The sequence below is a fragment of the Streptomyces sp. DS1-CR2 genome (assembly GCF_055760475.1).
On the sequence record NZ_CM147085.1, the window covers coordinates 3407319 to 3430914 of the forward strand.

The window sequence follows — 23596 nt, forward strand, 5'->3', positions numbered from 1 at the left end:
TCGGGACTGGGGAGATCCCCGGCCGCTTCAAGCCGCCATGGATGTCCCGCATCTGCCAATCGACGCACCGGACGTAGGCGGCGAGCGGCACGGGGACGCCGCTGCCGGCCCACTCAGCAACGTGGGCTCGTCGCCTCACCCGCCCGCCCCGCGGAGTGCGACGTCACCGCAGCACCTCTGAGCGCAGTGCCGGTGCGGGCGCCGGCGGGGGCGGCGGGGCCGAGGACTCGCGAAAGCCGCACTTCGGCCACCAGCGGGCCAGTGGGGCCGGTGCCCACCAGGCCCACTTGCCCAGGAGTGCCATCGTCGCGGGCACCAGCAGGCCTCGTACGATCGTCGCGTCCACGAGGACCGCGATGACCAGGCCGACCCCGATCATCTTCATGAAGAGGATCGAGGAGGCCATGAAGCCGCCGACGACCACGACGAGCAGCAGCGCCGCGCTCGTGATGATCCGGGCTGTGCGCTGGACGCCGAGCGCCACCGATTCGACCGGGTCGCCACTCACCTCCCACTCCTCGCGGACGCGGGAGAGCAGGAACACCTCGTAGTCCATCGCGAGGCCGAACGCGATCGCCACCACCAGGACGGGGAAGTTGGCGTCCACCGCGCCGATCGGCTCGAAGCCGAGGAGCCCTGAGAGGTGGCCGTCCTGGAAGATCCACTTGATCGCTCCGAACGCGGCCAGGAGCGAAAGGAGGTTGAGGATCACCGACTTGAGCGGGAGGAGCAGGGAGCCGAAGGCCATGAAGAGGACCAGAAACGAGACGACGGCTATGAACAGGGCCATCCACGGGAGGCGGTCGCCGATCATGCCGACGATGTCGGCCCGGGACGCCGGCATACCCGTCAGGAGTGCGTCCGCGCCGGCCGGGGGCGCCGTGGCGCGCAGGTCGTGGACCATGCTCTGCGCGGCGTCGGACATGGCGTCCGGCTTGTAGCGGAGCGTGATGCGCGCGTCGTTGCCCTCGAACGCCGTGGGGGTCGCCGAGGCTACGCCGTCCACGTGGGCCAACTTGGCTGCGTAGGCCGTCACTTCGGCGCGGTCCACGGGGCCGGTGGAGCCCTGGATCACCGACGTCATGATCTGTGCGGGGTTTGTGCCGAAGTCCGACGCCAGTGACTTGCTGACCACCTTCGCGTCCGAGTCGGAGGGCAGCACCCACTCGCCGGGGCGTGCCCAGTTGACGCCCAGGAGCGGTGCGCCCAGTCCTACGAGGACGGCGACGATCGTCAGGGTGGAGATCAGCGGCTTCCGCATGACCGCGTGCGCTGCGCGGTACCAGCGGCCTTCGTTCTCCGGCTTGGCGTCGCGGTTCCTGCCGCCCAGCGGGATGCGCCACCTGTCGATGCTGTGCCCGGTGTAGCGCAGGAGGGCGGGCAGGAGGGTCAGGGAGCCGACCATCGCGAACGCCACTACGGCGACCGCCGCGTACCCCATCGAGGAGAGGAAGCGGGAGGGGAAGAAGGCCAGTCCCGCGAAGGAGATCGCCACGGCGATGCCGGAGAAGGCGACCGTGCGGCCCGCCGTCGCGGTGGCGCGCTCCACGGCCGTGTCGACGTCGGCGCCCGCGTGGAGTTCTTCGCGGAAGCGGTTGACGAGGAAGAGCGCGTAGTCGATCGCGAGGCCGAGGCCGAGGATCGTGATGACGTTGATGACCGCGCTGGAGATCTCGGTGAACATCGTCAGGACGCGGAGCACGACGAAGGAGCCCAGCGCCACGAACGAGCCGACGGCCAGCGGCAGGAGCGCCGCGATCGCGCCGCGGAAGATCAGGACCAGGAGGATCAGCAGGATCGGGACCGAGAGCATTTCGGCACGCGCGATGTCCGAGCCGGTGAGGGTGTTGACCTGGTTTGTCATCGCGGCGACGCCGCCGTAGCGGACGGTGACGCCGTCGGCCGCGAAGTCGTCCTTGATCTTCTCCAGCGCCTCGACCTGCTTCTGGTCGTCGTCGCTGGTGAACTGGACTGTGGCGTAGGTCTGTTGGTCGTTCTTCGATACGTAGGCGCTCGGTTTCTGGGTGCCGGGGTGCCAGAACGAGTCCAGGCGGGCGATGCCGGCACGCGGGACGTCGTCGAGTGCGGCACGGACTGCTGCGCCGAAGGAATCGACCGTGGCGCCCTCGTTCGTCGACTCGTACAGCACGATGAGGTCGTTGGACTCGCGGCCGAGCGAGCCGTCGAGAACCTTGTCGGCCTGGACGGACTCGCTGCCCGGGTCGTCGAAGCCGGCTCCGCCGGTGAACGAGCCGAAGACCCCGGTGCCCCACACGCCGGCGAACAGCGTGAAGACGGCTGCCGCGATGACCACCCATTTCCGGCGCCGTGCGGTGAACTTTCCGATAGCGGCAAACACTTCTTTCCCCCTGAATCAATCAAATGGCGTGTGGCAAACTTCTATGTCGCGTGACGTCGGCGCTGGTGGTCGGCGGTGGTCGGCGAAAATATATTTCGGCCCTCAGCACACGATTTCCGAGACTTCCAGGAAACGCGTGTCCGATATCCGCGTTACGGGGACTGCCCTATCCCCCCTTCGAAACATTGGCCGCCCGTGAGGTGGCCCTGCGCTGAGCGAGCGCCGCCACGGCGCCGACGGCGACCGACAGGCCGAGGCCTGTCGCGACGGAGAACACGGGGTCGTCGCTGACCGCCCCGCCGACGTAGCCCACGCCCACCGAACAGGCGGCCCAGACGACTTCGGCGAGCGCGGCGCCGATCGCGAACTTGTGGGCCGGGTAGCGCGCCGCACCGGCCGCGAGCCCGCCGAGGAGGCGCCCGCTGGGCAGGAAGCGGACGCCCACGACGAACGGGATGCCGCCGCGCTGCACCCGCCCCGCGGCCCAGTCGAACAGCTCGCCCCTGCGTCCGCGCCCCGCGGCGCCGCCGCGCACCCTGCGGCCGGCGAACCAGCCGAAGCGGTGGATGAGGACGTCACCGGCGAGCGCGCTGCCGGCCACCGAGAGCAGGACCAGGACGAGGGACATCTCGCCGCGCGCGGCGAGCATCCCACCGGTGATCAGGAGCACCGCGTTGGGCAGCAGGGGCGGCAGCGTGGTGACGGCGAGGATCGCGTACGCCCAGCAGGCGGCGCCCGACATCCGGGTGGACAGGCCGGACGTGAAGTCGACCCACGACACGAGTGAGGCGAAGTCCATCGGTCTCCCTTTCCCTGGGCCCGATGCCTCTTCGGAGGCATGTGCCGGGTCTTTGGTGAGGCGTGTCCCCAGGTCAGAGACCCACTGGCGGCGATGCGGGCAGCGGCTGGGCGTGTCCTGAGCTCCAACAGTAACCTATGCTATCGATAGTTTCACTATCACTAATGACCCAGGTGGCCATGACCGATGTGACGCTGTTCCTCCGAGAGTTCGCCCGCACCCGCCGGGACACCGGGGCCATCGCGCCCAGCAGTCCCCTGCTGGCGCGGACCCTGCCCCGCCATGTCATCCCCAGCCCGGGCCGCGCCCGCGCCGTCCTCGAGGTCGGCCCCGGCACGGGCGCCGTGACTCGGCGCATCAGGGCCTCGCTCGGCGCCCTGGACACCCTCGACCTCGTCGAGGCCAACCCCCGTTTCGCCGAGCTCCTGTACCGCGACTACGGCGGCGACGAGCGGGTGCGGCTGCTCACCGGGCTCGTGCAGGAGCACGAACTGGGGAGCTACGACACCATCGTGTGCGGGCTGCCGTTCGCCAACTTCGAGGCGGGCACGGTCGAGGACATCTTCGGCAGGCTCCTCGCGGCGCTGCGTCCCGGCGGCACCCTGTCGTTCTTCGCCTACGCGGGGATGCCGCCGCTGCGCCGGGCGTTCACGACGGGCGGGGCTCGCGAGCGGACCCTCGCGGTGCAGGCCGTCGTCGGACGGGCCCTGGACCGGCACCGGTTCCGCACGGAGACGGTGTTCGGGAATCTGCCGCCCGCCCATGTGCACCATCTGGCGCCGGTGGCGCCACTGCTGGCGTACGCCGGGTGAGCCGGCGGGGGCTACGCGCTGTGCTTGCGCCCGCCGCTGATCCGGCCGGAGGCGTCCTCCTGGGCGATTCGGCGCAGCGCCGCCATGGCCGCGTCGCCGAGGACCGTGCCGAGGACGACGCCCTCGACCTTGCCGTCGGCGCTCGGCACATCGGCGAGCGCGCCGAGCTCGGCGACGGCCAACTCCCCTGCCGCGGCCGCGTACTTGTCGAGCAGGGTGAGCAGGTCGCCCCGGTCGAGGTCGCGGTAGGTGAGCACGATCTGGACGAGCGCCTGCCAGCCCGGATTCTCCGGCTTCGCCGCCCAGCCGTGCCGGAGCACCAGCTCACGGACCTCGCCCTCGGCCCGCTCCCGGTCCTCGTCGGTGCCCCGCTCGACGGCGGCCCTGGTCACCGCGGACTGGGCGACGCCGAGCATGCCGTGGACCGTGCGGGTCGGGGAGTCGACCTCGGACAGGACGTCGCGTGCGGCCGCGATGGACAGGCCGCCGACCTCCAGCATGGCGCGGATCAGCTTGAGCCTGCGGACATGGGAATCGTCGTACGCGACCTGGTTCGGGCTGGTGCGCTCGCCCGGGGGCAACAGGCCCTCGCGCGAGTAGTACTTGATGGTGGGGACCGGAACTCCGGTACGCCGCGCCAGCTCTCCGATACGCATTCCACGAGGATACTGCGCTTTCCCCGCGGCGTGCTCCCCGCCGTCCACAGGAATACGAAGACGCTTTTATCGCTGTTAAATTCCCCCACCATCACACTTCCATGCGCCGCTGCGACGCTCATTCGGTAACGAACCCCCGTCCTCTCCGGAGATTCCTTCGGCGCCCGCCGAACTCATTTACCCGGTAGAGGGCCTCGATCTCCCGCTCGTACGCGGCCGCGACCGCATTCCGCTTGATCTTCCGGGAGGGCGTGAGCAGCCCGTTGTCCTCGGTGAACTCGCCTTCCAGTCTTCGCGCGCATGGAGCGGCAGTTCAAGCCGGAGACGGCGGGCTCGCTCCAGGCGCTGATCCGCTGGGCGGTCACGAGCGCCGGTGACCAGGAAGAGGCCGTGTACGGAGACGGCGATCGCGGACGGGGCCTGCACGGTCACCGAGGGCCGCTCGGACGCCACGCCCCGCGTCACGCTCGCCATGGGCGACGCGGACTTCCTGAAGCTGGTCTCGGGCAATCTGAGCCCCGTCATGATGTTCATGATGCGCAAGGTCAGGATCACCGGCGATGCCGCGCTCGTCGCGGGCCTCAACCGCTACTTCGACATCCCCAAGCCGTGAGTCCGCGGCCTACGAGTCCGCGGCCTACGCTGCCCGTGTGACTACACCACCACACGCGCACACCGACCAGGACCGGCTGATCTACGGATGCATGGGGCTGGGCGGGAGCTGGGATTCCGCACCCTTCCGGCCCTCCGACATCGACGCCGCCGAGGCCGCCGTACAGGCGGCCCTGGACAGCGGCATCACCGCGTTCGACCACGCCGACATCTACCGCGACGGCAAGGCCGAGGCCGTGTTCGGCGAGGTGCTCGCCCGCACGCCCGGGCTGCGCGGGCGCATCACCGTACAGACGAAGTGCGGGATCCGCCTCGCCGACGGCGACCGTCCGGGCGTGTACGACCTGCGCGGCGCCCGCATCGTGCGGTGCGTCGAGGAGAGTCTGGCCCGGCTGCGGACCGACCACGTCGACGTCCTGCTGCTGCACCGCCCCGACCCGCTGGCGGACCCGGGCGATGTCGCCAAGGCCCTCACCTCGCTCCAGGAGCAGGGCCTCGTACGGAGTTTCGGCGTCTCCAACATGAGTGCCCAACAGATCGCGCACCTCCAGTCCCACCTGGACTTCCCTCTCGTCGCCAACCAGCTGGAGATGAGCCTCAAGAGCCGGGACTGGGTGGAGGCGGGAGTGCTGGTGAACACGCCCGAGGCCGCCTCGAACGGCTTCCCGCTCGGCACCCTGGAACACTGCGCCGAGCACGGGATCCGCCTCCAGGCGTGGGGCCCGCTCGCCCAGGGCAGTTACACGGGCCGCGAGGCGACGCCCGCCGAGTACGCCACGGCTCGCCTGGTCGCCGACCTCGCCGAGAAGAAGAACACCACCCCGGAGACGATCATCCTCTGGTGGCTCCAGCGCCACCCGTCCCGCATCGCCCCGGTCATCGGCACCGCGAACCCGTCCCGCATCCGAGCCTGCGCCGACGCCGCCCGCCGCGCCCCCGAACTCACCCACGAGGAGTGGTACGAGCTGTGGGTGACGGCCCGGGGCGCGGCGCTCCCCTAGGGGGACGGGGGAGGGGCCCGCCGAGGCCGGAAGGTGATCGTCCGGAGATCTACGAGACGATGTCCTTGCGCCGGAAACCCCTGAAGGCCAGGGCGAACAGGATGACGGCGTACGTTACCGAGACAGCCGTCCCCTGGATCATGCCGCCCCACTCCGGGCGCGGCTGGATGGCGTCCGCCCACGCGAACTGCCAGTGCGCGGGCAGGAAGTCGCGCCAGTCGCCGAGTGCCGTCACCGCGTCGAGCACATTGCCCACGATGGTGAGACCGACCGCGCCGCCGACCGCGCCGAGCGGCGCGTCCGTCTTCGTCGACAGCCAGAACGCGAGCCCCGCGGTGACCAGTTGGGACACGAAGATGTACGCGATCACGACGAGCAGCCGCTGCGCCGCGGTGCCCGCGGAGAGCGCGCCGCCGGTCGGGATCTCCAGCGGGCCCCAGCCGTACGCGGCCGTGCCGACCCCGAGGGCGACGACGGGGAGCAGGACCATCGCGGCGAGGCTGAGGGCGAGCGCGACGGTGAGCTTGCTCCACAGGAGGCGGGCGCGGGGCACGGGCGCCGCGAGGAGGTAGCGCAGGCTGGACCAGCCGGCCTCGGAGGCGACCGTGTCGCCGCAGAACAGAGCCACGGGGATCACCAGCAGGAACCCGGCCGAGACGAACAGGCATGTCGCGGCGAAGTTGGCGCCGGACGCGGTGGCCGTGTCCATCAGCGTCACCTGGCCGTTGCGCGCGCCCGGGTCACCGCCGATGGCGAACGCGACGGTCAGGACGAACGGCAGCAGGGCGAGGACGGCGCCCATGACGAGCGTGCGGCGCCGCTTCAGCTGGCGTACCGCCTCGACCCGCAGGGGCAGGGTGCGGCGCGCGCGGTATCCGGGCGCAGCCTCTTTGGGCTCCGTGGACTCGACGAGCGCGGTCATCCGGCTTCGCCTCCGATCAGGGTCAGGAACGCGTCTTCGAGGCGGCGGTGCGGGCCGAGGGATGCGACCGGCACGTCCAGACGGACCAGCTCGACGAGGAGCCCGGCGGCGGCCGTCTCCCGGTCGGCGGAGGGTGGCATGAGGGCCGCGGACTGTGCCGGACCGTCGGGTGTCGCCGCCGCGGTCGCCGTGGCAGCCGCCGCCGGAACCGTCGCCGGGACGCCCGCGTGCGCGGGAGCCGCGAGCCGTACCAGGAGTCCGCCGTCCGCGCGGGCCGCCGACTCCACGTCGGGCAGCGCCTCCACCTTCTCCACCAGCGCGTCGGAGATGTCCGCCGCGAGGCCGACCAGGAGCGTGTCGCCGGCGCCGATGATGTCGGCGACCGGGCCCGCCTGCACCAGGCGCCCGCGGTCCATCACGACCAGGTGCGTACAGGTCTGCTCGACCTCGGCGAGGAGATGGCTGGAGACGATGACGGTGCGGCCCGCTGCCGCGTACCGGATCATCACCTCGCGCATCTCGCGGATCTGGGGCGGGTCGAGGCCGTTCGTCGGCTCGTCGAGGATGAGGAGGTCCGGCATGCCCAGCATGGCCTGCGCGATGGCGAGCCGCTGGCGCATGCCCTGCGAGTAGGTGCGCACCGCGCGGGCGAGGGCGTCGCCGAGCCCGGCGATCTCCAGCGCCTCGTCCAGGTGGGCGCCCTCGGCGGGACGGCCCGTGGCCGCCCAGTACAGCTCCAGGTTCTCGCGGCCGGACAGGTGCGGCAGGAAGCCCGCGCCCTCGACGAACGCGCCGACCCGCGACAGGACGGGCGCACCCGGCCTGATGGCGTGCCCGAAGACGCGGATCTCGCCGCCGTCGGGCCTGATGAGGCCCATGAGCATGCGCAGGGTCGTGGTCTTGCCCGCGCCGTTCGGCCCGAGGAGGCCGAGGACCTGGCCCTTGTCCACGCGGAAGGACAGATCACGGACCGCGTACCGGTCGGCGGACTTCGCGTACTTCTTGCTCAGGTCGGTGATCTGGAGCGGGACTTCGGCGAGGTCCGGGTCGGGGGCTCCCGCGCTCGCGCGGCGGCGGCCGGTGAGCAGCAGGGCGAGCGCCGCCAGGACGCCGGCGAGGGGCAGCCACCACACCCAGGCGGGCAGCGGCGCGGCGGCCGTCCGCACGGCGGGGGCGGTGGGCACGGACAGGTCGCTCTTGAGGGAGACGGTGTACGTGGCGGGGTGCGTCGGGGACGCGTAGCCGAGGTCCGTGGAGGACAGGACGAGGCGCAGCCGGTGGCCCTTCTGCACTTCGTGGTCGATGGCGGGGAGCGTGAGGGTGACGTCCTTGCCGCCGTCCGCTCCGGAGCCCACCACCCTTATGGGTGAGGCGAGTTGGGAGGGCAGCACGGGCTGGGACCCGCCGCCCGGCCCGACGTCGTACACCTTGCCGAACAGAACCGCGTCGTCGCTGTCGGAGGCGACGTGCACCGTCACCTTCGGGGACCCGGTGATGCGCAGGTCGTCGCGCAGGGGCGCCGAGTCGAAGCGGGCGAACTGCCCGGGGAAGTCGAGGGAGAGGCCGACGCCGAGGGAAGACAGCTGGCCGAGTCCACCGCCTCCGCCGCCTCCGAGCCCCGGCAGGTTCGAGATGGCGGGCGGGCTCGCGCCGGCGGGATTGGTGACGCGCTGCTCGCGCCCGGTCAGGGGCACGCGCCGGGGGTCGTTCGCGAGGCCCGGGTACGTGTCGCCGCTCGCGCCGCGCAGCTGGGCGGCGCCGTCGGTGGAGTCGATGCCTCCGGTGCGGGTGACGCGGAAGGCGGGGCCGGTGTCGGCGCCCTTGTCGTCCTTCAGATAGCGGTCGAACCAGGAGTCGACGCGGGCTTCGACGCGTCCGGTCTCCCGGTCTCCGCCGTCGTGCCCGCCCGCGATCCAGTCGACGTCGACGGGCGCGCCGTTGGCCCGGATCGCCTTGGCGGCGGCGTCGGCCTGGCCGAGCGGGAACAGGGAGTCGGTCTGGCCCTGCGTCAGGAGCGTGGGCACCTTGATGCGCTTGCCGACGGCGACCGGCGAGCGTTCTTCGAGGAGTGCGCGGGCCGCGGTGTCCGGCTTCCCGGCCTCGGCGACCCGCTCGTACATGCGGCACAGCTGCGGCTCGAACCGGTGGCAGCCGCCGCCGGTGTTGATGAAGAGCCCGGCCCAGAGCTTCTTGTAGACGCCCTGGGGGAACAGTGCGTCGGCGAGGTTCCAGTACGTGATCTGCGGGGCGATGGCGTCGACCCGGTCGTCGTATCCGGCGGCGAGCAGCGAGACCGCGCCGCCGTACGAGGCGCCGGTGACGCCGACGCGCGGGTCGCCCTTCTTGTCGAGCTGGACCTCGGGCCGCTTCGCCAGCCAGTCGATGAGCCGGGACGCGTCGGCGACCTCGCCCTTCGGGTCGTTGAGCCCGATCTTGCCGGTGGAGCGGCCGAAGCCGCGCGCCGACCAGGTCAGCACGGCGTATCCGTCGCGGGCGAGGTCCTCGGCCTGGGCGCGCAGCTCGTCCTTGCTGCCGCCGAAGCCGTGGGCGAGCAGGACGGCGGGGCGGCGCTCGGAGCCGGGCGTCGTGAAGTACGACGTGTCGATCCTGGCTCCGCCCGTGTCCATCATCGTGTCGCGGCGCTGCACGGGGGGCGCGTCGTCCGAGGCGGCCGCGGCCGTAGCCATCGATGGACCGGCGCCCGCGAGCACCACGACGGCAGCGGCGGTGGCCGCCCACCGCCGCTGCCTGGCCCGCGGACCGGTCAGTCGTAGATCCATGCGTCAACGGTACGGGCGACTGCCGACAACGGGGGCAGCCCCCGGTCTGAACCGCCGGACCTCCCTGAGGAGTAGGGTCCCGCCTCCGTGTACACCGCTCGTGGTACGAAGCGTCATGACGCGAGGCCCCGGTCCCGGCCACGCGAAAGGGCGCGCGGCCCCGGAAGAGTCCGGTCCCGCGCGCCCCTGCGTGCCGGTTGAGGTCAGGCCTGAACGTCCTGCGTGTCCTGCTCGTCCTCGGGGATCGACACCAGCCAGCGGGTGTCCTTGCGCGGCCGCAGGTAGAGCGCCCAGTAGAGGGTGGCGACGGCGGTGATGCCACCGGTCCACAGCAGGTAGGAGACCTCCTGCTGGCTGAGGATGTAGGCGAGTACGGCGATCAGGACCACCGGCACCGCGGGCCACAGCGGCATGCGCCAGGCCGGCTGGTCGCGGTGGGAGCCGCGGCGGGCGAGCAGGGCGGCGACGGCGACCAGGAGGTACATGCCGGTGACGGAGACGCCGGTCACGCCGTACAGGGTGTCGAGGTTGACGAAGCACAGGGCCGCGCCGGGCACGCCCACGACGAGGGTCGCGACCCACGGGGAGCCGAAGCGGCCGAGCTTGGAGAGCGCGTTGTTGACCGGCTCGGGCCAGGACTTGTCGCGGGCGGAGGCGAACAGGACGCGGGAGTTCTGGATGACCATGACGATGCCCGCGTTGATGATCGCGAGGGCGACGCAGAGGCTGACGAACGTGCCGACGGCGGAGTTGGACCAGGCCTCGACCATGCCGCTGATGTCGCCGCTGGTGAGGGTGGCGAGGTCGGGGGCGCCCATGGTGATGGCGACGACCGGCACCAGGATGACCACGGTGGAGATGGCGAGGGTCAGGAGCACCGTGCGGGCCACGTTGCGGCGCGGGTTCTCCAGCTCCTCGGAGAGGTAGACCGCGGTCGAGAAGCCCTGCGTGATGAAGAGGGCGATGGCGAGCCCGGAGATGATCAGCATTGCGGTGACGGTGTCGGTGTGGCCGCCCGCCCCGGTGACGTGCAGGTCGACGAGGGATCCGGCGCCGCGCTCGGAGTGCGAGAAGCCGAGGACGGCGACGACTCCGGCGGCGATGACCTCGAGGACGAGGAAGATGCCGGTGATCCAGGCATTGGCGCGCAGGTCGAGCAGGCCCGCGAGGGTGGCGAGGAGCATGACGCCCGCTCCGGCGCCGGCGGCGGGCAGGTGCACGAGCGGGGCCAGGTAGTCCGCGGTGCCCATCGCGATGACGGGCGGCACGATCATGACGACGAGCAGCGAGAGCACGAAGACGAGCCAGCCGGCGAGGCGGCCCGCGAGCGTCGACACCATGGCGTACTCGCCGCCCGCACTGGGGATGAGGGTGCCCAGCTCCGAGTAGCAGAACGCGACGGCTATGCAGAGCAGCGAGCCGATCCCGATGGTGAGCGCGGTGGCGGTGCCGAGCGAGGAGAAGAGGTCGGGGACGACCACGAAGAGCGTGGAGGCGGGCGTCACGCACGAGAGCGTGAGCAGGGTGCCGCCGACGACGCCGATGGAACGCTTGAGCTTCTGGGGACTGGCCGTGTTGCCGAGGGGAGCGAGGGGCTCCTCGGCGACGGTCGTGGGGCTGGTGCGAAGCGTGTCGGACATTGAGGGAGCGGTTCCGATCGACTCGTGCGGCAGATGTTTCCGATACTCGGGCCGGGAGCGCTATCGCCTCCGAAGGGCTGTCGCGATGGGGGGTTGTTCATCCGCTCCCGGCGCGTCATTGCACCCTGCGAAATCCGGAACGTCAACGGCCGTTTAGCTGCGGATTCCGCACCGGGCTCTTGATCCAACTACGGCCACTTCCAAGCCGGTTCGACGCAACAGATGGATTCCATCAGGTAGCTCGGATTAATGACCTTGCTTTCTCAGGTGAACAGACGGCTTCGGCTGGGACATCCGATACATCCCCTACGTACGGGAACCGCAGCCCCCGCCCCGAAGTCCGTCCGAATCTGTCCGCACTCCGGACACTCTCCCGGCGCCCCGGGCACATACAGAGGCACATACAGAGGTGCATATACGAGGTGCACACAGAGGTGCCCCGGCCGCGCTGCACAGCGGCCGGGACACCTGGTACTGCTGTGACCTCAGTGGTTGCGCGGGAAGCCCAGGTCCACGCCCGCGGGGGCGTCGGACGGGTCGGGCCAGCGCGTGGTGACGACCTTGCCGCGGGTGTAGAAGTGCGTGCCGTCGTTGCCGTAGATGTGGTGGTCGCCGAAGAGCGAGTCCTTCCAGCCACCGAAGGAGTGGTAGCCCACCGGGACCGGGATCGGCACGTTCACGCCGACCATGCCCGCCTCGATCTCCAGCTGGAAGCGGCGGGCGGCGCCGCCGTCCCGGGTGAAGATCGCGGTGCCGTTGCCGAAAGGCGAGGCGTTCATGAGCGCCACGCCCTCCTCGTACGTGTCGACGCGCAGGACGCACAGGACCGGGCCGAAGATCTCGTCCCGGTACGCCTTGGCGGTCGTGGGGACGCGGTCGAGCAGGGAGAGGCCGATCCAGTGGCCGTCCTCGTGGCCCTCTACGCGCAAGCCGGTGCCGTCGAGGACGACCTCGCAGCCCTCGGCCGCGGCGCCGGTGACGTAGGACGCCACCTTGTCGCGGTGCGCGGCGGTGATGAGCGGGCCCATCTCCGAGGTCGGGTCGTTGCCGGGGCCGATCTTGATCTTCTCGGCGCGGTCCTTGATCCTGGCGACGAGCTCGTCGGCGACGGAGCCCACGGCCACGACGGCCGAGATGGCCATGCAGCGCTCGCCCGCGGAGCCGTACGCGGCGGAGACCGCCGCGTCGGCGGCGGCGTCCAGGTCGGCGTCGGGCAGGACCAGCATGTGGTTCTTGGCGCCGCCGAGCGCCTGCACGCGCTTGCCGTTGGCGGAGGCGGTGGTGTGGATGTGGCGGGCGATCGGGGTCGAGCCCACGAAGGAGACGGCCGCGACGTCCGGGTGCTCCAGGAGGCGGTCCACGGCGACCTTGTCACCGTGCAGGACGTTGAAGACGCCGTCGGGCAGACCGGCCTCGGAGAGCAGCTCGGCGATCTTCATGGACGCCGACGGGTCCTTCTCCGACGGCTTCAGCACGAAGGTGTTGCCGCAGGCGATGGCGAGCGGGAACATCCACATCGGCACCATGGCCGGGAAGTTGAACGGCGTGATGCCGGCGACGACGCCGAGCGGCTGGCGGATCGACGACACGTCGACGCGCGAGGCGACCTCGGTGGACAGCTCGCCCTTCAGCTGCACGGTGATGCCGCAGGCCAGGTCGACGATCTCCAGGCCGCGGGCGACCTCGCCGAGCGCGTCCGAGTGGACCTTGCCGTGCTCGGCCGTGATCAGCTCGGCGATCGCGTCGCGGTTGGCGTCGAGAAGGGCGCGGAACTTGAAGAGGATCGCGGTGCGCTTGGCGAGGGACGAGGTGCCCCACGTCGCGTACGCGGCCTTGGCCGAGGCGACCGCGGCGTCGACCTCGTCGATGTCGGCAAAGGCGACCTGCGTCGTGACAGCGCCGGTCGCGGGGTCGGTGACCGGGCCGTAATTGCCCGAGACACCCTCGACGGTCTTCCCGCCGATCCAGTGGTTGACGGTCTTGACGTCGGTCGTCATGAGGGCAAGCTCCTTTGGGGTCCTACGGGTGTTCCGGGTGTTTCACAGCCGACGGCGCCGGGCGGTGACGTGGCGGTCGTACTCCTCGCGGGCCTTGACCGCCGACGGTCGCGTCGCTGTCTCGGCCACGGGCACATCCCACCACGCCTGGGCGGGGGGCGCGCCCGACACTGTGTCTGCCGTTTCGGTCTCCACGTAGACACATGTGGGGCCGTCCGCCGCGCGCGCCGCCGCGAGGGCTTCCCGCAGATCGCGGACGGTTTTCGCGCGCAGCACCGTCATGCCGAGGCTGGCCGCGTTGGCCGCGAGGTCGACGGGCAGCGGAGCGCCCGTGTACGTGCCGTCGGCGGCCGGGAAGCGGTAGCCCGTACCGAACCCCTCGCCGCCCACGGAGGCCGAGAGCCCGCCGATGGACGCGTACCCGTGGTTCTGCAGGAGTACCAATTTGACCGGAATGTTCTCCTGGACGGCGGTGACGATCTCGGTCGGCATCATCAGATACGTGCCGTCGCCGACGAGCGCCCACACCGGGCGGCCCGGCGCGGCGAGCGCCACGCCGATCGCGGCCGGGATCTCGTAGCCCATGCAGGAGTAGCCGTACTCGACGTGGTACTGGTCACGGGACCGCGCGCGCCACAGTTTGTGCAGGTCACCGGGGAGTGAACCGGCCGCGTTGATCAGGATGTCGTCCTCGGTGACGAGTTCGTCGAGCGCGCCGAGCACCTGCGGCTGGGTCGGGTGCACCAGATCGTCGTCGGTCGTGAAGCAGGCGTCGACGCGGTACTCCCAGCGCTCCTTGTCGTCGGTGTACTCCATGACGTAGGAGGGTTCGGTGCGGTGGCCGCGGAGCCCGGCCGTGAGCTCCTCCAGACCCGTGCGTGCGTCCGCGACCAGGGGCAGGCCCGCCATCTTGTGGCTGTCGAAGGCCGCGATGTTGAGGTTGAGGAAGCGCACGGAGCCGCCGCCGAAGAGGGTGCCGGACGCGGTCGTGAAGTCGGTGTAGCGGGTGCCGACGCCGATGACGAGGTCGGCGGTGCGGGCGAGTTCGTTCGCGGTCGCGGTGCCGGTGTGGCCGACGCCGCCGACGTCCGCGGGGTGGTCCCAGCGCAGGGAGCCCTTGCCGGCCTGGGTGGACGCGACGGGGATGCCGGTCGCGTCGGCGAACTCCTTCAGCGCCTCCTCGGCGCGGCTGTGGTGGACGCCGCCGCCCGCGACGAGCAGCGGCCTGCGCGCGGCGCGCACCGCGCGGACGGCTTCGTCCAGCTCGCGCGGGTCGGGCGCGGGCCTGCGCACGCCCCACACCCGCTCGTCGAAGAACGCGTCGGGCCAGTCGTACGCCTCGGCCTGCACGTCCTGCGGCAGCGCGAGCGTGACCGCGCCCGTGTCGACCGGGTCGGCGAGGACGCGCATCGCGGCGAGAGCCGCGGGGATCAGTGCCTCGGGCCGGGTGATCCGGTCGAAGTAGCGGGAGACGGGGCGCAGGCAGTCGTTGACGGACACGTCGCCCGCGTAAGGGACTTCGAGCTGCTGGAGGACGGGGTCCGCGGGCCGGGTCGCGAAGGTGTCGCCGGGCAGCAGCAGGACGGGCAGGTGGTTGATGGTGGCGAGCGCGGCGCCGGTGACGAGGTTGGTGGCGCCGGGCCCGATCGACGTGGTCACGGCCTGCGCCGAGAGCCGGCCGCTCTGCCGGGCGAAGCCGACGGCCGCGTGCACCATGGCCTGTTCGTTGCGGCCCTGGTGGTAGGGCATGTCGTCGGCGTACTCCAGGAGGGCCTGGCCGATCCCGGCGACGTTCCCGTGCCCGAAGATGCCCCAGGTCGCGTCGATCAGGCGGCGCCGCTCGCCGTCCCGCTCGGTGTACTGCCGGGACAGGAACCGCACGAGCGCCTGTGCTGTGGTGAGCCGCGTCATCGGTATGCCTCCGTCAGGTGATCGGGGTGGAAGCAGATCCGCCACTCCCGTTCCTCGCCCGGTCCCGCCATCACGTTCAGGTAGTACATCGTGTGCCCCGGCTGCGCGATCGACGGGCCGTGCCACCCGTCGGGGACGAGGACCGCGTCGCCCGTACGGACCTCGGCGAGCAGGTCGGTGCCGCCGGGCCTGGACGGCGAGACGCGCTGGTACCCGTACCCGCCGGGCCCCTCGATCTCGAAGTAGTAGATCTCCTCCAGCTCGCTCTCGACGCCCGGCCGGTGCTCGTCGTGCTTGTGGGGCGGGTACGAGGACCAGTTGCCGCCGGGCGTGATCACCTCCACGGCGATGAGCTGGTCGCACTCGAAGGCGCCGGCCGCTGCGAAGCCCCGCACCTGGCGGGCGCTGGTGCCGGAGCCTCGGTGCTCGACGGGAACCTCCGGCGCGGGGCCGTAGCGGGCGGGGAGCTGACGCTCGCACTTCGCTCCTGCCAGGGCGAAGCGGCCTCCCGCGCCGGAGGCGATCTGCGCATGGGCGTCGCGGGGCACGTACGCGAAGTCGCTGACCCCGCCGAACACGCTCTCCCGGCCCAGCAGTTCGATGATCCGGCCTTGCGTACGCACCGTGCAACCACCTGTCAGGGGCAGCACGATCCATTCACTCTCGCCGGTGTCCAGATCGTGCGTTTGTCCGGGCCCCAGTTCGATCACTCGCAGCCCCGCACGGGACCAGCCGGCCCGCTCGGGGCCGACGGCCAGGGCGTAGGGCCCGTCGGAGGCGCTCCCCCGCGGCAGGTACGGGTTCATGGGGTCCTTCGCGTTCGTCACCGTCTCCTCCTACAGCAGCGACGCGGCGGTGTCGACCGCGCCCGCCACATCCCCGTCGGCCGGGTAGAGCAGCGAGCGCCCCACCACCAGGCCCTGAACGGTGGGCAGTTGGAGCGCGTGCCGCCACTTCTCGTACGCCGCGTCCTGGTCGTCCCCCACATCGCCGCCGAGCAGCACCGCGGGCAGCGTCGAGGTCTCCATGACGCGCGCCATGTCGTCGGGGTTGTCGGTGACGGGCACCTTGAGCCAGGTGTACGCGGAGCTGCCGCCGAGGCCGGAGGCGATGGCGATGGACGTGGTGACGGCCTCCGCGCTCAGGTCACTGCGCAGGGTCCCGCGCGCAGAGTCGCGCCGGCACAGGAACGGCTCGACGAACACGGGCAGGCGAAGCTCCGCCATCGCGTCGACGGCGCGGGCCGCGGACTCCATGGTGCGCAGCGAGCCCGGGTCGTCGTAGTCGATACGCAGGAGCAGCTTGCCGGCGTCGAATCGCAGCCGGTGCAGGTCCGCGGGCCGGTGTCCGGTGAACCGGTCGTCGAGTTCGAAGGAGGCCCCGGCGAGCCCGCCGCGGTTCATCGAGCCGAGGACGACCTTGCCGTCGAGCGCGCCCAGCAGGAGCAGGTCGTCGAGGATGTCGGCGGTGGCGAGCACCCCGTCGACGCGGGGCCGCGACAGGGCGAGGCAGAGCCGTCCGAGGAGGTCGGCGCGGTCGGCCATGGCGAAGGGCCGCTCCCCCACGGCGAGGGCGCCGCGCGCGGGGTGGTCGGCGGCGACGATCAGGAGGCGCCCGGCGTCGTGCGTGATCAGCGGCCTGCGCGCCCGCCGCGCCGCCGCCTCGGCGACGGCCTCGGGATGGTGGGCCCGCAGCCGCACCAGCTTCAGCGGATCGACGCTCACGCCCCGGCCGCTCCGCTCGGGAACGTGCCCCGGGCTGCTTCCGCCGACCTTGCCCGCACGGCTCATCGGACCTCTCCCGCCGTGAGTGCGGCCTCTACCTCTTCGGGGGTGGGCATCGCCGACGAGCATTCGAGGCGGGACGCGACGATCGCGCCCGCCGCGTTCGCGTACCGCATGACCTGCTCCAACTCCCAGCCGGCGAGCAGCCCGTGGCACAGGGCGCCACCGAACGCGTCGCCCGCGCCCAGTCCGTTGAGGACGTCGACGGGCAGCGGCGGCACCTCCGCGTAACCGCCGTCCTCACTCATGGCGAGTACGCCCTTGGGCCCTTGCTTGACGACGGCGAGGCGCACCCCGGCGGCGAGCAGCGCCCGGGCCGCAGCCGCCGGTTCGCGCTCGCCGGTGGCGATCTCGACCTCGTCGATGTTGCCGACGGCGACGGTCGCGTGGCGCAGGGCCTCGGTGTAGTGGGGCCTCGCCTGTTCGGGGTCCTCCCAGGCCGCGTCTCCCCAAAGCGTCGGCCGCCAGTCGAGGTCGAAGACGGTGATGCCCGCCTTCGCCCGGTGCGCGAGCGCGGCCAGAGTCGCCGAACGGCTCGGCTCCTGGCTCAGCCCGGTCCCCGTCATCCAGAACACGCGGGCCGCCCTGAGGGCGTCCAGGTCGAGTTCGGCGGCGTGGATCTCCAGATCGGGCGCCTTGGGCAGGCGGTAGAAGTAGAGCGGGAAGTCGTCCGGCGGGAAGACCTCGCAGAAGGTGACGGGCGTCGGCAGGCCCGGCACGGGGGTGACCCAGCGGTCGTCGACGCCGAACTCCCGCAGCTGCCGGTGGAGATACTCCCCGAAGGGATCCGCCCCGGTGCGGGTGACCGTCGCCGTGCGGCGCCCGAGCCGGGCGGCGGCCACCGCGACGTTCGACGACGAACCGCCCAGGAACTTCCCGAACGTGTCCACCTCCGCCAGCGGCACGCCCGTCCGCAACGGATAGAGGTCCACGCCGATCCGGCCCATCGTGATGAGGTCGTACGGCTCGCCGGGACTGGGCTGCATACGGATTCCCTTCGGCGGGGCGCGGGCCCCTTCGGCGGTCTCAGGCTCAGGTCTAGCCCTGCCACAAGACCCTGTCAACATTTTGTCCGGACATTCGGACCACGTCTTGACACTCGTCCGCGGCGCCCTGAAGGCTGGCTCCATGACGACGATGTCACCCCGTATCCGCATCGGCTCGGCACCCGACTCCTGGGGCGTGTGGTTTCCCGACGACCCCCGCCAAGTCCCCTGGCGGCGCTTTCTCGACGAGGTGGCCGAAGCGGGCTACGAGTGGATCGAGCTCGGCCCGTACGGCTATCTGCCCACGGACCCGGCCGTGCTCGCCGAGGAGACGGGACGGCGCGGCCTGAAGGTCTCGGCGGGCACCGTCTTCACGGGCCTGCACCGCGGCCCCGGCGTCTGGGACGCGACATGGGAGCACGTCTCGGCCATCGCGGACCTCACGCGCGCGACCGGCGCCGGGCATCTCGTCGTCATCCCCGCGTTCTGGCGCGACGACAAGACGGGCGAGGTCATCGAGGACTCCTCGCTCACCGCGGCGCAGTGGCGCGACCTGACCACGCAGACCGAGCGGCTCGCCCACGAGGTCCGCGAGCGGTACGGCCTGCGGACCGTCGTCCACCCGCACGCCGACACGCACATCGACTCCGAGGAGAACGTCGCCCGCTTCCTCGACTCCACGGACCAGGACCTCGTCTCGCTCTGCCTCGACACGGGCCACTACGCGTACTGCGGGGGCGACAGCGTCAAGCTCATCGAGACGTACGGCGAGCGCATCGGCTACCTCCACCTCAAGCAGGTCGACCCGGCCGTGCTCGCCGAAGTCCGCGCGGGCGGGATCCCGTTCGGGCCCGCCGTGGCGCGCGGCGTGATGTGCGAACCCCCGGCCGGGGAACCCGCGTTGGAGCCGGTCATCGCGGCGGCCCAGCGTCTGGACGTCGACCTCTTCGCGATCGTCGAGCAGGACATGTACCCGTGCGAGCCGGACCGCCCGCTGCCCATCGCCCGCCGCACCAGGGGTTATCTGAGGTCGTGCGGGGTGTAGGGATTCTTCAGGGGGCCGATCACCCCCGCGTACGCACCGTCCATGCGCCGCGAATGCGTCACTCGCGTCACAAACACCCTCTTCCTGTCACACATGTCCCGGATACGCGGGTCTTGCGTCACACCCCGTCGACAGCCCCTCGCCTCCGCTCTGGGCGGGTCGTTGTCCGGGCACAGGCTGACTGATCGCCAGCGTTTCGCGCCGCAGCTCCCCCGACGGCCATCCGAGCCGCCGCTGCGGCACCCGCAGCAAGGAGCCACAGATGACCGACCGAAGGCTCTGGTCGTACAAGGACATCGCCGCGCACATCCGGGTTCAGCCGGACACCGTGCGCTCGTACCGCAAGCATGGTCTGCTGCCCCCGCCGGACCACGTGGAGGCGGGAAAGCCGTACTGGTACGTGGACACCGTCCACGCCTGGGTCGCCTCCCGCCCCCGTAACCGCGGCCTCAATCAGTGACCACCCCACCGCACCGGCGCCGCCCCGCACGCATGCCACCGTGCGGGGAGGCGCCCGCGCTATTCGATTGCCGCGCGCGGCCGGCCCTGCGGACAATCCCCGGATGACCCAAGAACCCCTGGTTACCGGCTTCTCCGTCAAGCCGGTGCTGACCGGCGAGAAAACCGTCCTGCGGCCGTTCACCGCCGCGGACGCGGACACGATGGCCGAGATCATCGACGACCCGGAGGTACGCCACTTCACCGGGGACCCGTCGAACGAGCTCACCCTGGACTCCCTGCGCGCCTGGTACGGCTCACGCTCCGCGCAGCCCGACCGCCTCGACCTCGCGGTGACCGACCGCGCCACGGGCCGGCTCGTCGGTGAGGTCGTCCTGTACGACTGGGACCCGGTCCACCGCAGCTGCACGTTCCGCACGCTCGTCGGCCCCGAGGGCCGCGGCCGGGGCCTCGGCACCGAGGCGGTCCGCCTCATCGTGGGCCACGGCTTCGAGAGCCTGGGCCTGCACCGCATCGCCCTGGACCTCTTCAGCCACAACCACCGGGCCCGCCGCGTCTACGAGAAGGCGGGCTTCGTCGAGGAAGGCGTGGCCCGGCAGTCGGTACTGCGCGACGGCCAGTGGTACGACCAGACACTGATGTCGGTACTGGCCCCGGAGTGGGCGGAGCACGGCGGGCGGCCCTGACCAGGAGTCAGAGGGCTCAGGCCCACGGCTCGATGATCGTCACGCCCGCGCCCGGCGTCGTACCCATCGCTTCGAGCGCTGCGGGTGCCGCGTCCAGGGTGATCGTGGAGGTGACCAGGAGCTCCGGGCGCAGTGCCCCGGCGCGGACCGTCTCCAGCATCTGCGGATAGGCGTGCGCCGCCATTCCGTGGCTGCCGAGGAGTTCGAGTTCGAGGCCGATCACCCGGCTCATGGGGACGACCGGGTCCTGCGGCAGCAGGCCGACCTGCACATGGCGGCCCCGGCGCCGCAGGCCGCCCACCGAGGCGGCGCACGTGAGCGGTGAGCCGAGCGCGTCGAGCGACAGGTGCGCGCCGCCGCCGGTCAACTCCCGTACGGCGGCGGCCACATCGGGCACCTCGGAGGCGTTCAGGCAGTGGGCGGCGCCGAAGGTGCGGGCGAGGTCCAGTGCGGCGGGCGAGACGTCGACCGCGACGACCCGCGCCCCGCTCGCCGCCGCGATCATCACGGCGGACAGGCCGACGCCTCCGCACCCGTGCACGGCGACCCACTCACCGGCGGCCACCCGGCCCTGCGCGACGACGGCGCGGAACGCGGTCGCGAAGCGGCAGCCGAGCCCCGCCGCCGTCGCGAACGACAGCTCGTCCGGTACGTCCACCAGGTTCACGGCGGCGTGGTCCAGGGCGACGTACTCGGCGAAGGAGCCCCAGTGCGTGAAGCCGGGCTGGGTCTGGCGCTCGCACACCTGGTGGTCGCCGGCCGCGCAGGACGCGCAGGTGCCGCAGGCGCACACGAACGGGACGGTGACCCGGTCGCCCGGCCGCCGGTCCGGTACGTCGGCGCCCACCGCCTCGATCACTCCGGCGAGTTCGTGCCCGGGGACGTGCGGCAGCCGGATGTCGGGGTCGTGGCCCATCCAGCCGTGCCAGTCGCTGCGGCACAGGCCCGTCGCCTCGACCCGTACGACGACGCCGTGCGGCGGGGGCACCGGATCGGGCACCTCCCGGACCTCGGCCCGCTCCCCGAACTTCTCGAACACCACAGCCCGCATCGCCCTCGTGCCTCACTTCCGACCAGCCGTCACCCGACCGGACGAACGTACGGGTACGGTCACTCGCCCGCTACGGCCGCTCTTGGAGAAGTACCCCCTAGGGGTATACAGTCGTGAGCGTCAGGAGGTCCCGGGGATGCCCCGGCGCCTCACTCGCACGGTACGCCGCACGCCTGCGCAGTCCGGGACGCACGCGGCCTTCGACAAGGAGAACGACATGAGCGCCCAGAGCGAGCTCCCCCAGATCGGCACCGAGTCGTCCGGTTCCTGCTGCTCGCCCAGCGGTTCCTGCCACTCGGACGCCGCCGGGAGCGCCGAGGGAGCCGTCACCACCGTGTACCAGGTGACCGGCATGACCTGTGGCCACTGCGAGGGCGCGGTGTCGGACGAGGTCTCGGGGCTGGCGGGCGTCATGTCGGTGAAGGCCGTGGCCTCCACGGGACAGGTGACCGTGGTCTCCGCGGCACCCCTCGACGAGGAGGAAGTCCGGGCCGCCGTCGACGAGGCGGGCTACGAGCTGGCCGGCAGGGCCTGAGACTTCAGAGAGCGGAGGTGCGCGTACCGGTCGGGCGGCTGAGGCCTGGCGACCGGTTCGTCGTGCGCGACACCGTCGTACTCGACAAGACCGGCACGGTGACGAGTGGCCGGATGACGCTCCAGGACGCGTACGCCGCCGAGGGCATCGAGGAGAAGACGTTGCTGCGGCTGGCCGGGGCCGCGGAGCACGCCTCCGAGCACCCCGTCGCCCGTGCCGTCGCGGAAGGCGCCGCCGACCGGGCCGGAGCGCTGCCCGCCGTCAGCCGCTTCACCGCGCTCGCCGGGCTCGGTGTCCGCGGCGTGGTGGACCGGCACGACGTGCTCGTCGGCCGGGAGCGGCTCCTCGCCGAGCACGGGATCGCCCTGCCTCCCGCACTCGCCGCCGCCAAGACCGCCACCAAGACCGCCGCCGAGGCCGCGGGCCGTACCGCCGTCGCCGTCGCGTGGGACGGGGTGGCACGGGGTGGCACGGGGTGGCACGGGGTGGCATCACGGTCGCCGACGCGGTTCGCCCGACGAGCGCCCAGGCCGTCGCGGAACTGCGCGCGCTGGGCCTCACTCCGGTGCTCCTGACCGGCGACAACCGGATCGTCGCCGAGTCCGTGGCGCGGGCCGTCGGGATCGCCCAGGACGCCGCCTACGCGGAGGTCCTGCCACAGGAGAAGGTCGACGTGATCCGGCGCCTGAAGGCCGAGGGGCGCACCGTCGCCATGGTCGGTGACGGCGTCAACGACGCGGCGGCGCTCGCCACCGCCGACCTGGGGCTCGCGATGGGCATCGGCACGGACGCCGCGATCGAGGCGGGCGACCTGACGCTGGTGCGCGCGGACCTGCGCGTGGCCGCCGACGCGATCCGGCTCTCCCGCCGCACCCTCGCGACCATCAAGGGCAACCTCTTCTGGGCGTTCGGCTACAACGTGGCGGCGCTGCCGCTGGCCGCCGCGGGGTTCCTGAACCCGATGATCGCGGGCGCCGCGATGGCGTTCTCGTCGGTCTTCGTGGTGACGAACAGCCTCCGGCTGCGGATGTTTTCCTGAAGGTGAGGGTCCTTTTTCTGGAAGGACTTCACATCGCCCCTGCTCTGGCCCATCATCAAGGGGTCTTCACATTCGCCTCACATCACAACCGCAGCATTCTCACGTCCGAACCTCGATCTACATATGGGGTCTCTTGCGCACGATCAGGACATATGCAAGAGACGCAGATCACAGTGATCCGAACGTAACCATGTGAGGTCCTCGTGAGTCTAAGGAGGCGATGCAGGAACGTCTTGGGGGGCGTTTCTGTGTTGACCGGGGCCGTCTTGGGGGACGGACCCGACTGCGTTGGCCGGGACACGTGCCACGGAGAGCTTGAGCGGCCCTCCCGTGTACGCGTCCCGGCAGACCGCACCGCAGACGCCCGGACGGATCCCGTGGGGGGAATCCGCACCGGGACAAAGGAAAGCGCCCCGACTGCCGGCCCGTGGGGGGACTGGCAGCGGGGCGCTTTCCGCTTTTCCGTTTCTACGGAGCCGACAGGGCTCCGGGGTGCGCTGCGTGGTGTGCGGTCACGCAGCG

General features: G+C 71.6%; 18 protein-coding genes and 2 pseudogenes. 8 read left to right on the plus strand and 12 right to left on the minus strand.

The window, feature by feature from the left end; translation table 11 throughout:
• Window positions 1-163: 163 nt before the first annotated feature.
• Together ACY0PA_RS16705 and ACY0PA_RS16710 are read right to left on the minus strand one after the other, a co-directional pair.
• Entirely contained in the window at window positions 164-2359 is a 2196-nt protein-coding gene (locus tag ACY0PA_RS16705; RefSeq protein WP_473085364.1) for an MMPL family transporter, read from the minus strand.
• Between the two features lie 166 nt (window positions 2360-2525).
• The gene (locus ACY0PA_RS16710) at window positions 2526-3158 is read right to left on the minus strand and encodes a DedA family protein (protein ID WP_473085365.1); all 633 of its coding nucleotides are present in this window, start codon (window positions 3156-3158) and stop codon (window positions 2526-2528) included.
• A 164-nt stretch (window positions 3159-3322) separates the two neighbouring features.
• On the opposite strand from ACY0PA_RS16710, the gene ACY0PA_RS16715 reads away from it, so the two are divergent.
• On the plus strand, window positions 3323-3970 hold the full coding sequence (locus ACY0PA_RS16715) for a class I SAM-dependent methyltransferase (protein WP_473085366.1): 648 nt from the start codon (window positions 3323-3325) through the stop codon (window positions 3968-3970).
• An 11-nt stretch (window positions 3971-3981) separates the two neighbouring features.
• Here ACY0PA_RS16715 and ACY0PA_RS16720 read toward each other — a convergent pair whose 3' ends face one another.
• Complete coding sequence (locus tag ACY0PA_RS16720; RefSeq protein WP_473085367.1) at window positions 3982-4626, minus strand: MerR family transcriptional regulator; 645 nt, start codon at window positions 4624-4626, stop codon at window positions 3982-3984.
• Window positions 4627-4914: 288 nt separating this feature from the next.
• Here ACY0PA_RS16720 and ACY0PA_RS16725 point away from each other — a divergent pair.
• Both ACY0PA_RS16725 and ACY0PA_RS16730 read left to right on the plus strand, forming a co-directional pair.
• Window positions 4915-5239: pseudogene (locus ACY0PA_RS16725) on the plus strand (SCP2 sterol-binding domain-containing protein); the annotation flags it as partial.
• A gap of 37 nt (window positions 5240-5276) precedes the next feature.
• Window positions 5277-6239 (plus strand): aldo/keto reductase, encoded by a 963-nt coding sequence (locus tag ACY0PA_RS16730; RefSeq protein WP_473085368.1) that lies wholly within the window; start codon window positions 5277-5279, stop codon window positions 6237-6239.
• 49 nt (window positions 6240-6288) lie between these two features.
• On the opposite strand, the gene ACY0PA_RS16735 is transcribed toward ACY0PA_RS16730, so the two are convergent.
• The 8 genes from ACY0PA_RS16735 to iolC all read right to left on the minus strand — a co-directional run bounded on the left by ACY0PA_RS16735 (window position 6289) and on the right by iolC (window position 18259).
• Entirely contained in the window at window positions 6289-7161 is an 873-nt protein-coding gene (locus ACY0PA_RS16735; RefSeq protein WP_473085369.1) for an ABC transporter permease, read from the minus strand.
• Window positions 7158-9941: an alpha/beta fold hydrolase gene (locus ACY0PA_RS16740; protein WP_473085370.1), complete on the minus strand. Its 2784-nt coding sequence runs from the start codon at window positions 9939-9941 to the stop codon at window positions 7158-7160. Before ACY0PA_RS16740 ends, ACY0PA_RS16735 begins: the two co-directional genes overlap by 4 nt.
• Window positions 9942-10144: 203 nt before the next feature.
• Window positions 10145-11581: an APC family permease gene (locus ACY0PA_RS16745; RefSeq protein WP_473085371.1), complete on the minus strand. Its 1437-nt coding sequence runs from the start codon at window positions 11579-11581 to the stop codon at window positions 10145-10147.
• A gap of 485 nt (window positions 11582-12066) precedes the next feature.
• Entirely contained in the window at window positions 12067-13578 is a 1512-nt protein-coding gene (gene mmsA / locus ACY0PA_RS16750) for a CoA-acylating methylmalonate-semialdehyde dehydrogenase (RefSeq protein ID WP_473085372.1), read from the minus strand.
• A gap of 42 nt (window positions 13579-13620) precedes the next feature.
• The gene (iolD, locus tag ACY0PA_RS16755; RefSeq protein ID WP_473085373.1) at window positions 13621-15489 is read right to left on the minus strand and encodes a 3D-(3,5/4)-trihydroxycyclohexane-1,2-dione acylhydrolase (decyclizing); all 1869 of its coding nucleotides are present in this window, start codon (window positions 15487-15489) and stop codon (window positions 13621-13623) included.
• The gene (gene iolB / locus ACY0PA_RS16760) at window positions 15486-16295 is read right to left on the minus strand and encodes a 5-deoxy-glucuronate isomerase (protein ID WP_473086338.1); all 810 of its coding nucleotides are present in this window, start codon (window positions 16293-16295) and stop codon (window positions 15486-15488) included. Before iolB ends, iolD begins: the two co-directional genes overlap by 4 nt.
• A gap of 30 nt (window positions 16296-16325) precedes the next feature.
• The gene (locus ACY0PA_RS16765) at window positions 16326-17213 is read right to left on the minus strand and encodes a Cgl0159 family (beta/alpha)8-fold protein (protein WP_473085374.1); all 888 of its coding nucleotides are present in this window, start codon (window positions 17211-17213) and stop codon (window positions 16326-16328) included.
• A gap of 62 nt (window positions 17214-17275) precedes the next feature.
• Window positions 17276-18259 (minus strand): 5-dehydro-2-deoxygluconokinase, encoded by a 984-nt coding sequence (iolC, locus tag ACY0PA_RS16770; protein WP_473085375.1) that lies wholly within the window; start codon window positions 18257-18259, stop codon window positions 17276-17278.
• Window positions 18260-18401: 142 nt separating this feature from the next.
• Here iolC and ACY0PA_RS16775 point away from each other — a divergent pair, with 142 nt between their 5' ends.
• The 3 genes from ACY0PA_RS16775 to ACY0PA_RS16785 all read left to right on the plus strand — a co-directional run bounded on the left by ACY0PA_RS16775 (window position 18402) and on the right by ACY0PA_RS16785 (window position 20449).
• The gene (locus ACY0PA_RS16775; RefSeq protein ID WP_383084893.1) at window positions 18402-19304 is read left to right on the plus strand and encodes a sugar phosphate isomerase/epimerase family protein; all 903 of its coding nucleotides are present in this window, start codon (window positions 18402-18404) and stop codon (window positions 19302-19304) included.
• 262 nt (window positions 19305-19566) lie between these two features.
• Entirely contained in the window at window positions 19567-19764 is a 198-nt protein-coding gene (locus tag ACY0PA_RS16780; protein ID WP_473085376.1) for a helix-turn-helix transcriptional regulator, read from the plus strand.
• A 103-nt stretch (window positions 19765-19867) separates the two neighbouring features.
• Window positions 19868-20449 carry a GNAT family N-acetyltransferase gene (locus ACY0PA_RS16785; protein WP_473085377.1) on the plus strand — a complete coding sequence of 194 codons (582 nt, stop codon included), beginning with the start codon at window positions 19868-19870 and terminating at the stop codon, window positions 20447-20449.
• Between the two features lie 16 nt (window positions 20450-20465).
• On the opposite strand, the gene ACY0PA_RS16790 is transcribed toward ACY0PA_RS16785, so the two are convergent.
• Window positions 20466-21500: a zinc-dependent alcohol dehydrogenase family protein gene (locus ACY0PA_RS16790; protein ID WP_473085378.1), complete on the minus strand. Its 1035-nt coding sequence runs from the start codon at window positions 21498-21500 to the stop codon at window positions 20466-20468.
• Window positions 21501-21717: 217 nt separating this feature from the next.
• Between ACY0PA_RS16790 and ACY0PA_RS16795 the strand changes: the two genes are divergently transcribed.
• Entirely contained in the window at window positions 21718-22035 is a 318-nt protein-coding gene (locus ACY0PA_RS16795) for a heavy-metal-associated domain-containing protein (RefSeq protein ID WP_473085379.1), read from the plus strand.
• A 68-nt stretch (window positions 22036-22103) separates the two neighbouring features.
• Window positions 22104-23074: pseudogene (locus ACY0PA_RS16800) on the plus strand (HAD-IC family P-type ATPase); the annotation flags it as partial.
• Between the last annotated feature and the right edge of the window lie 522 nt (window positions 23075-23596).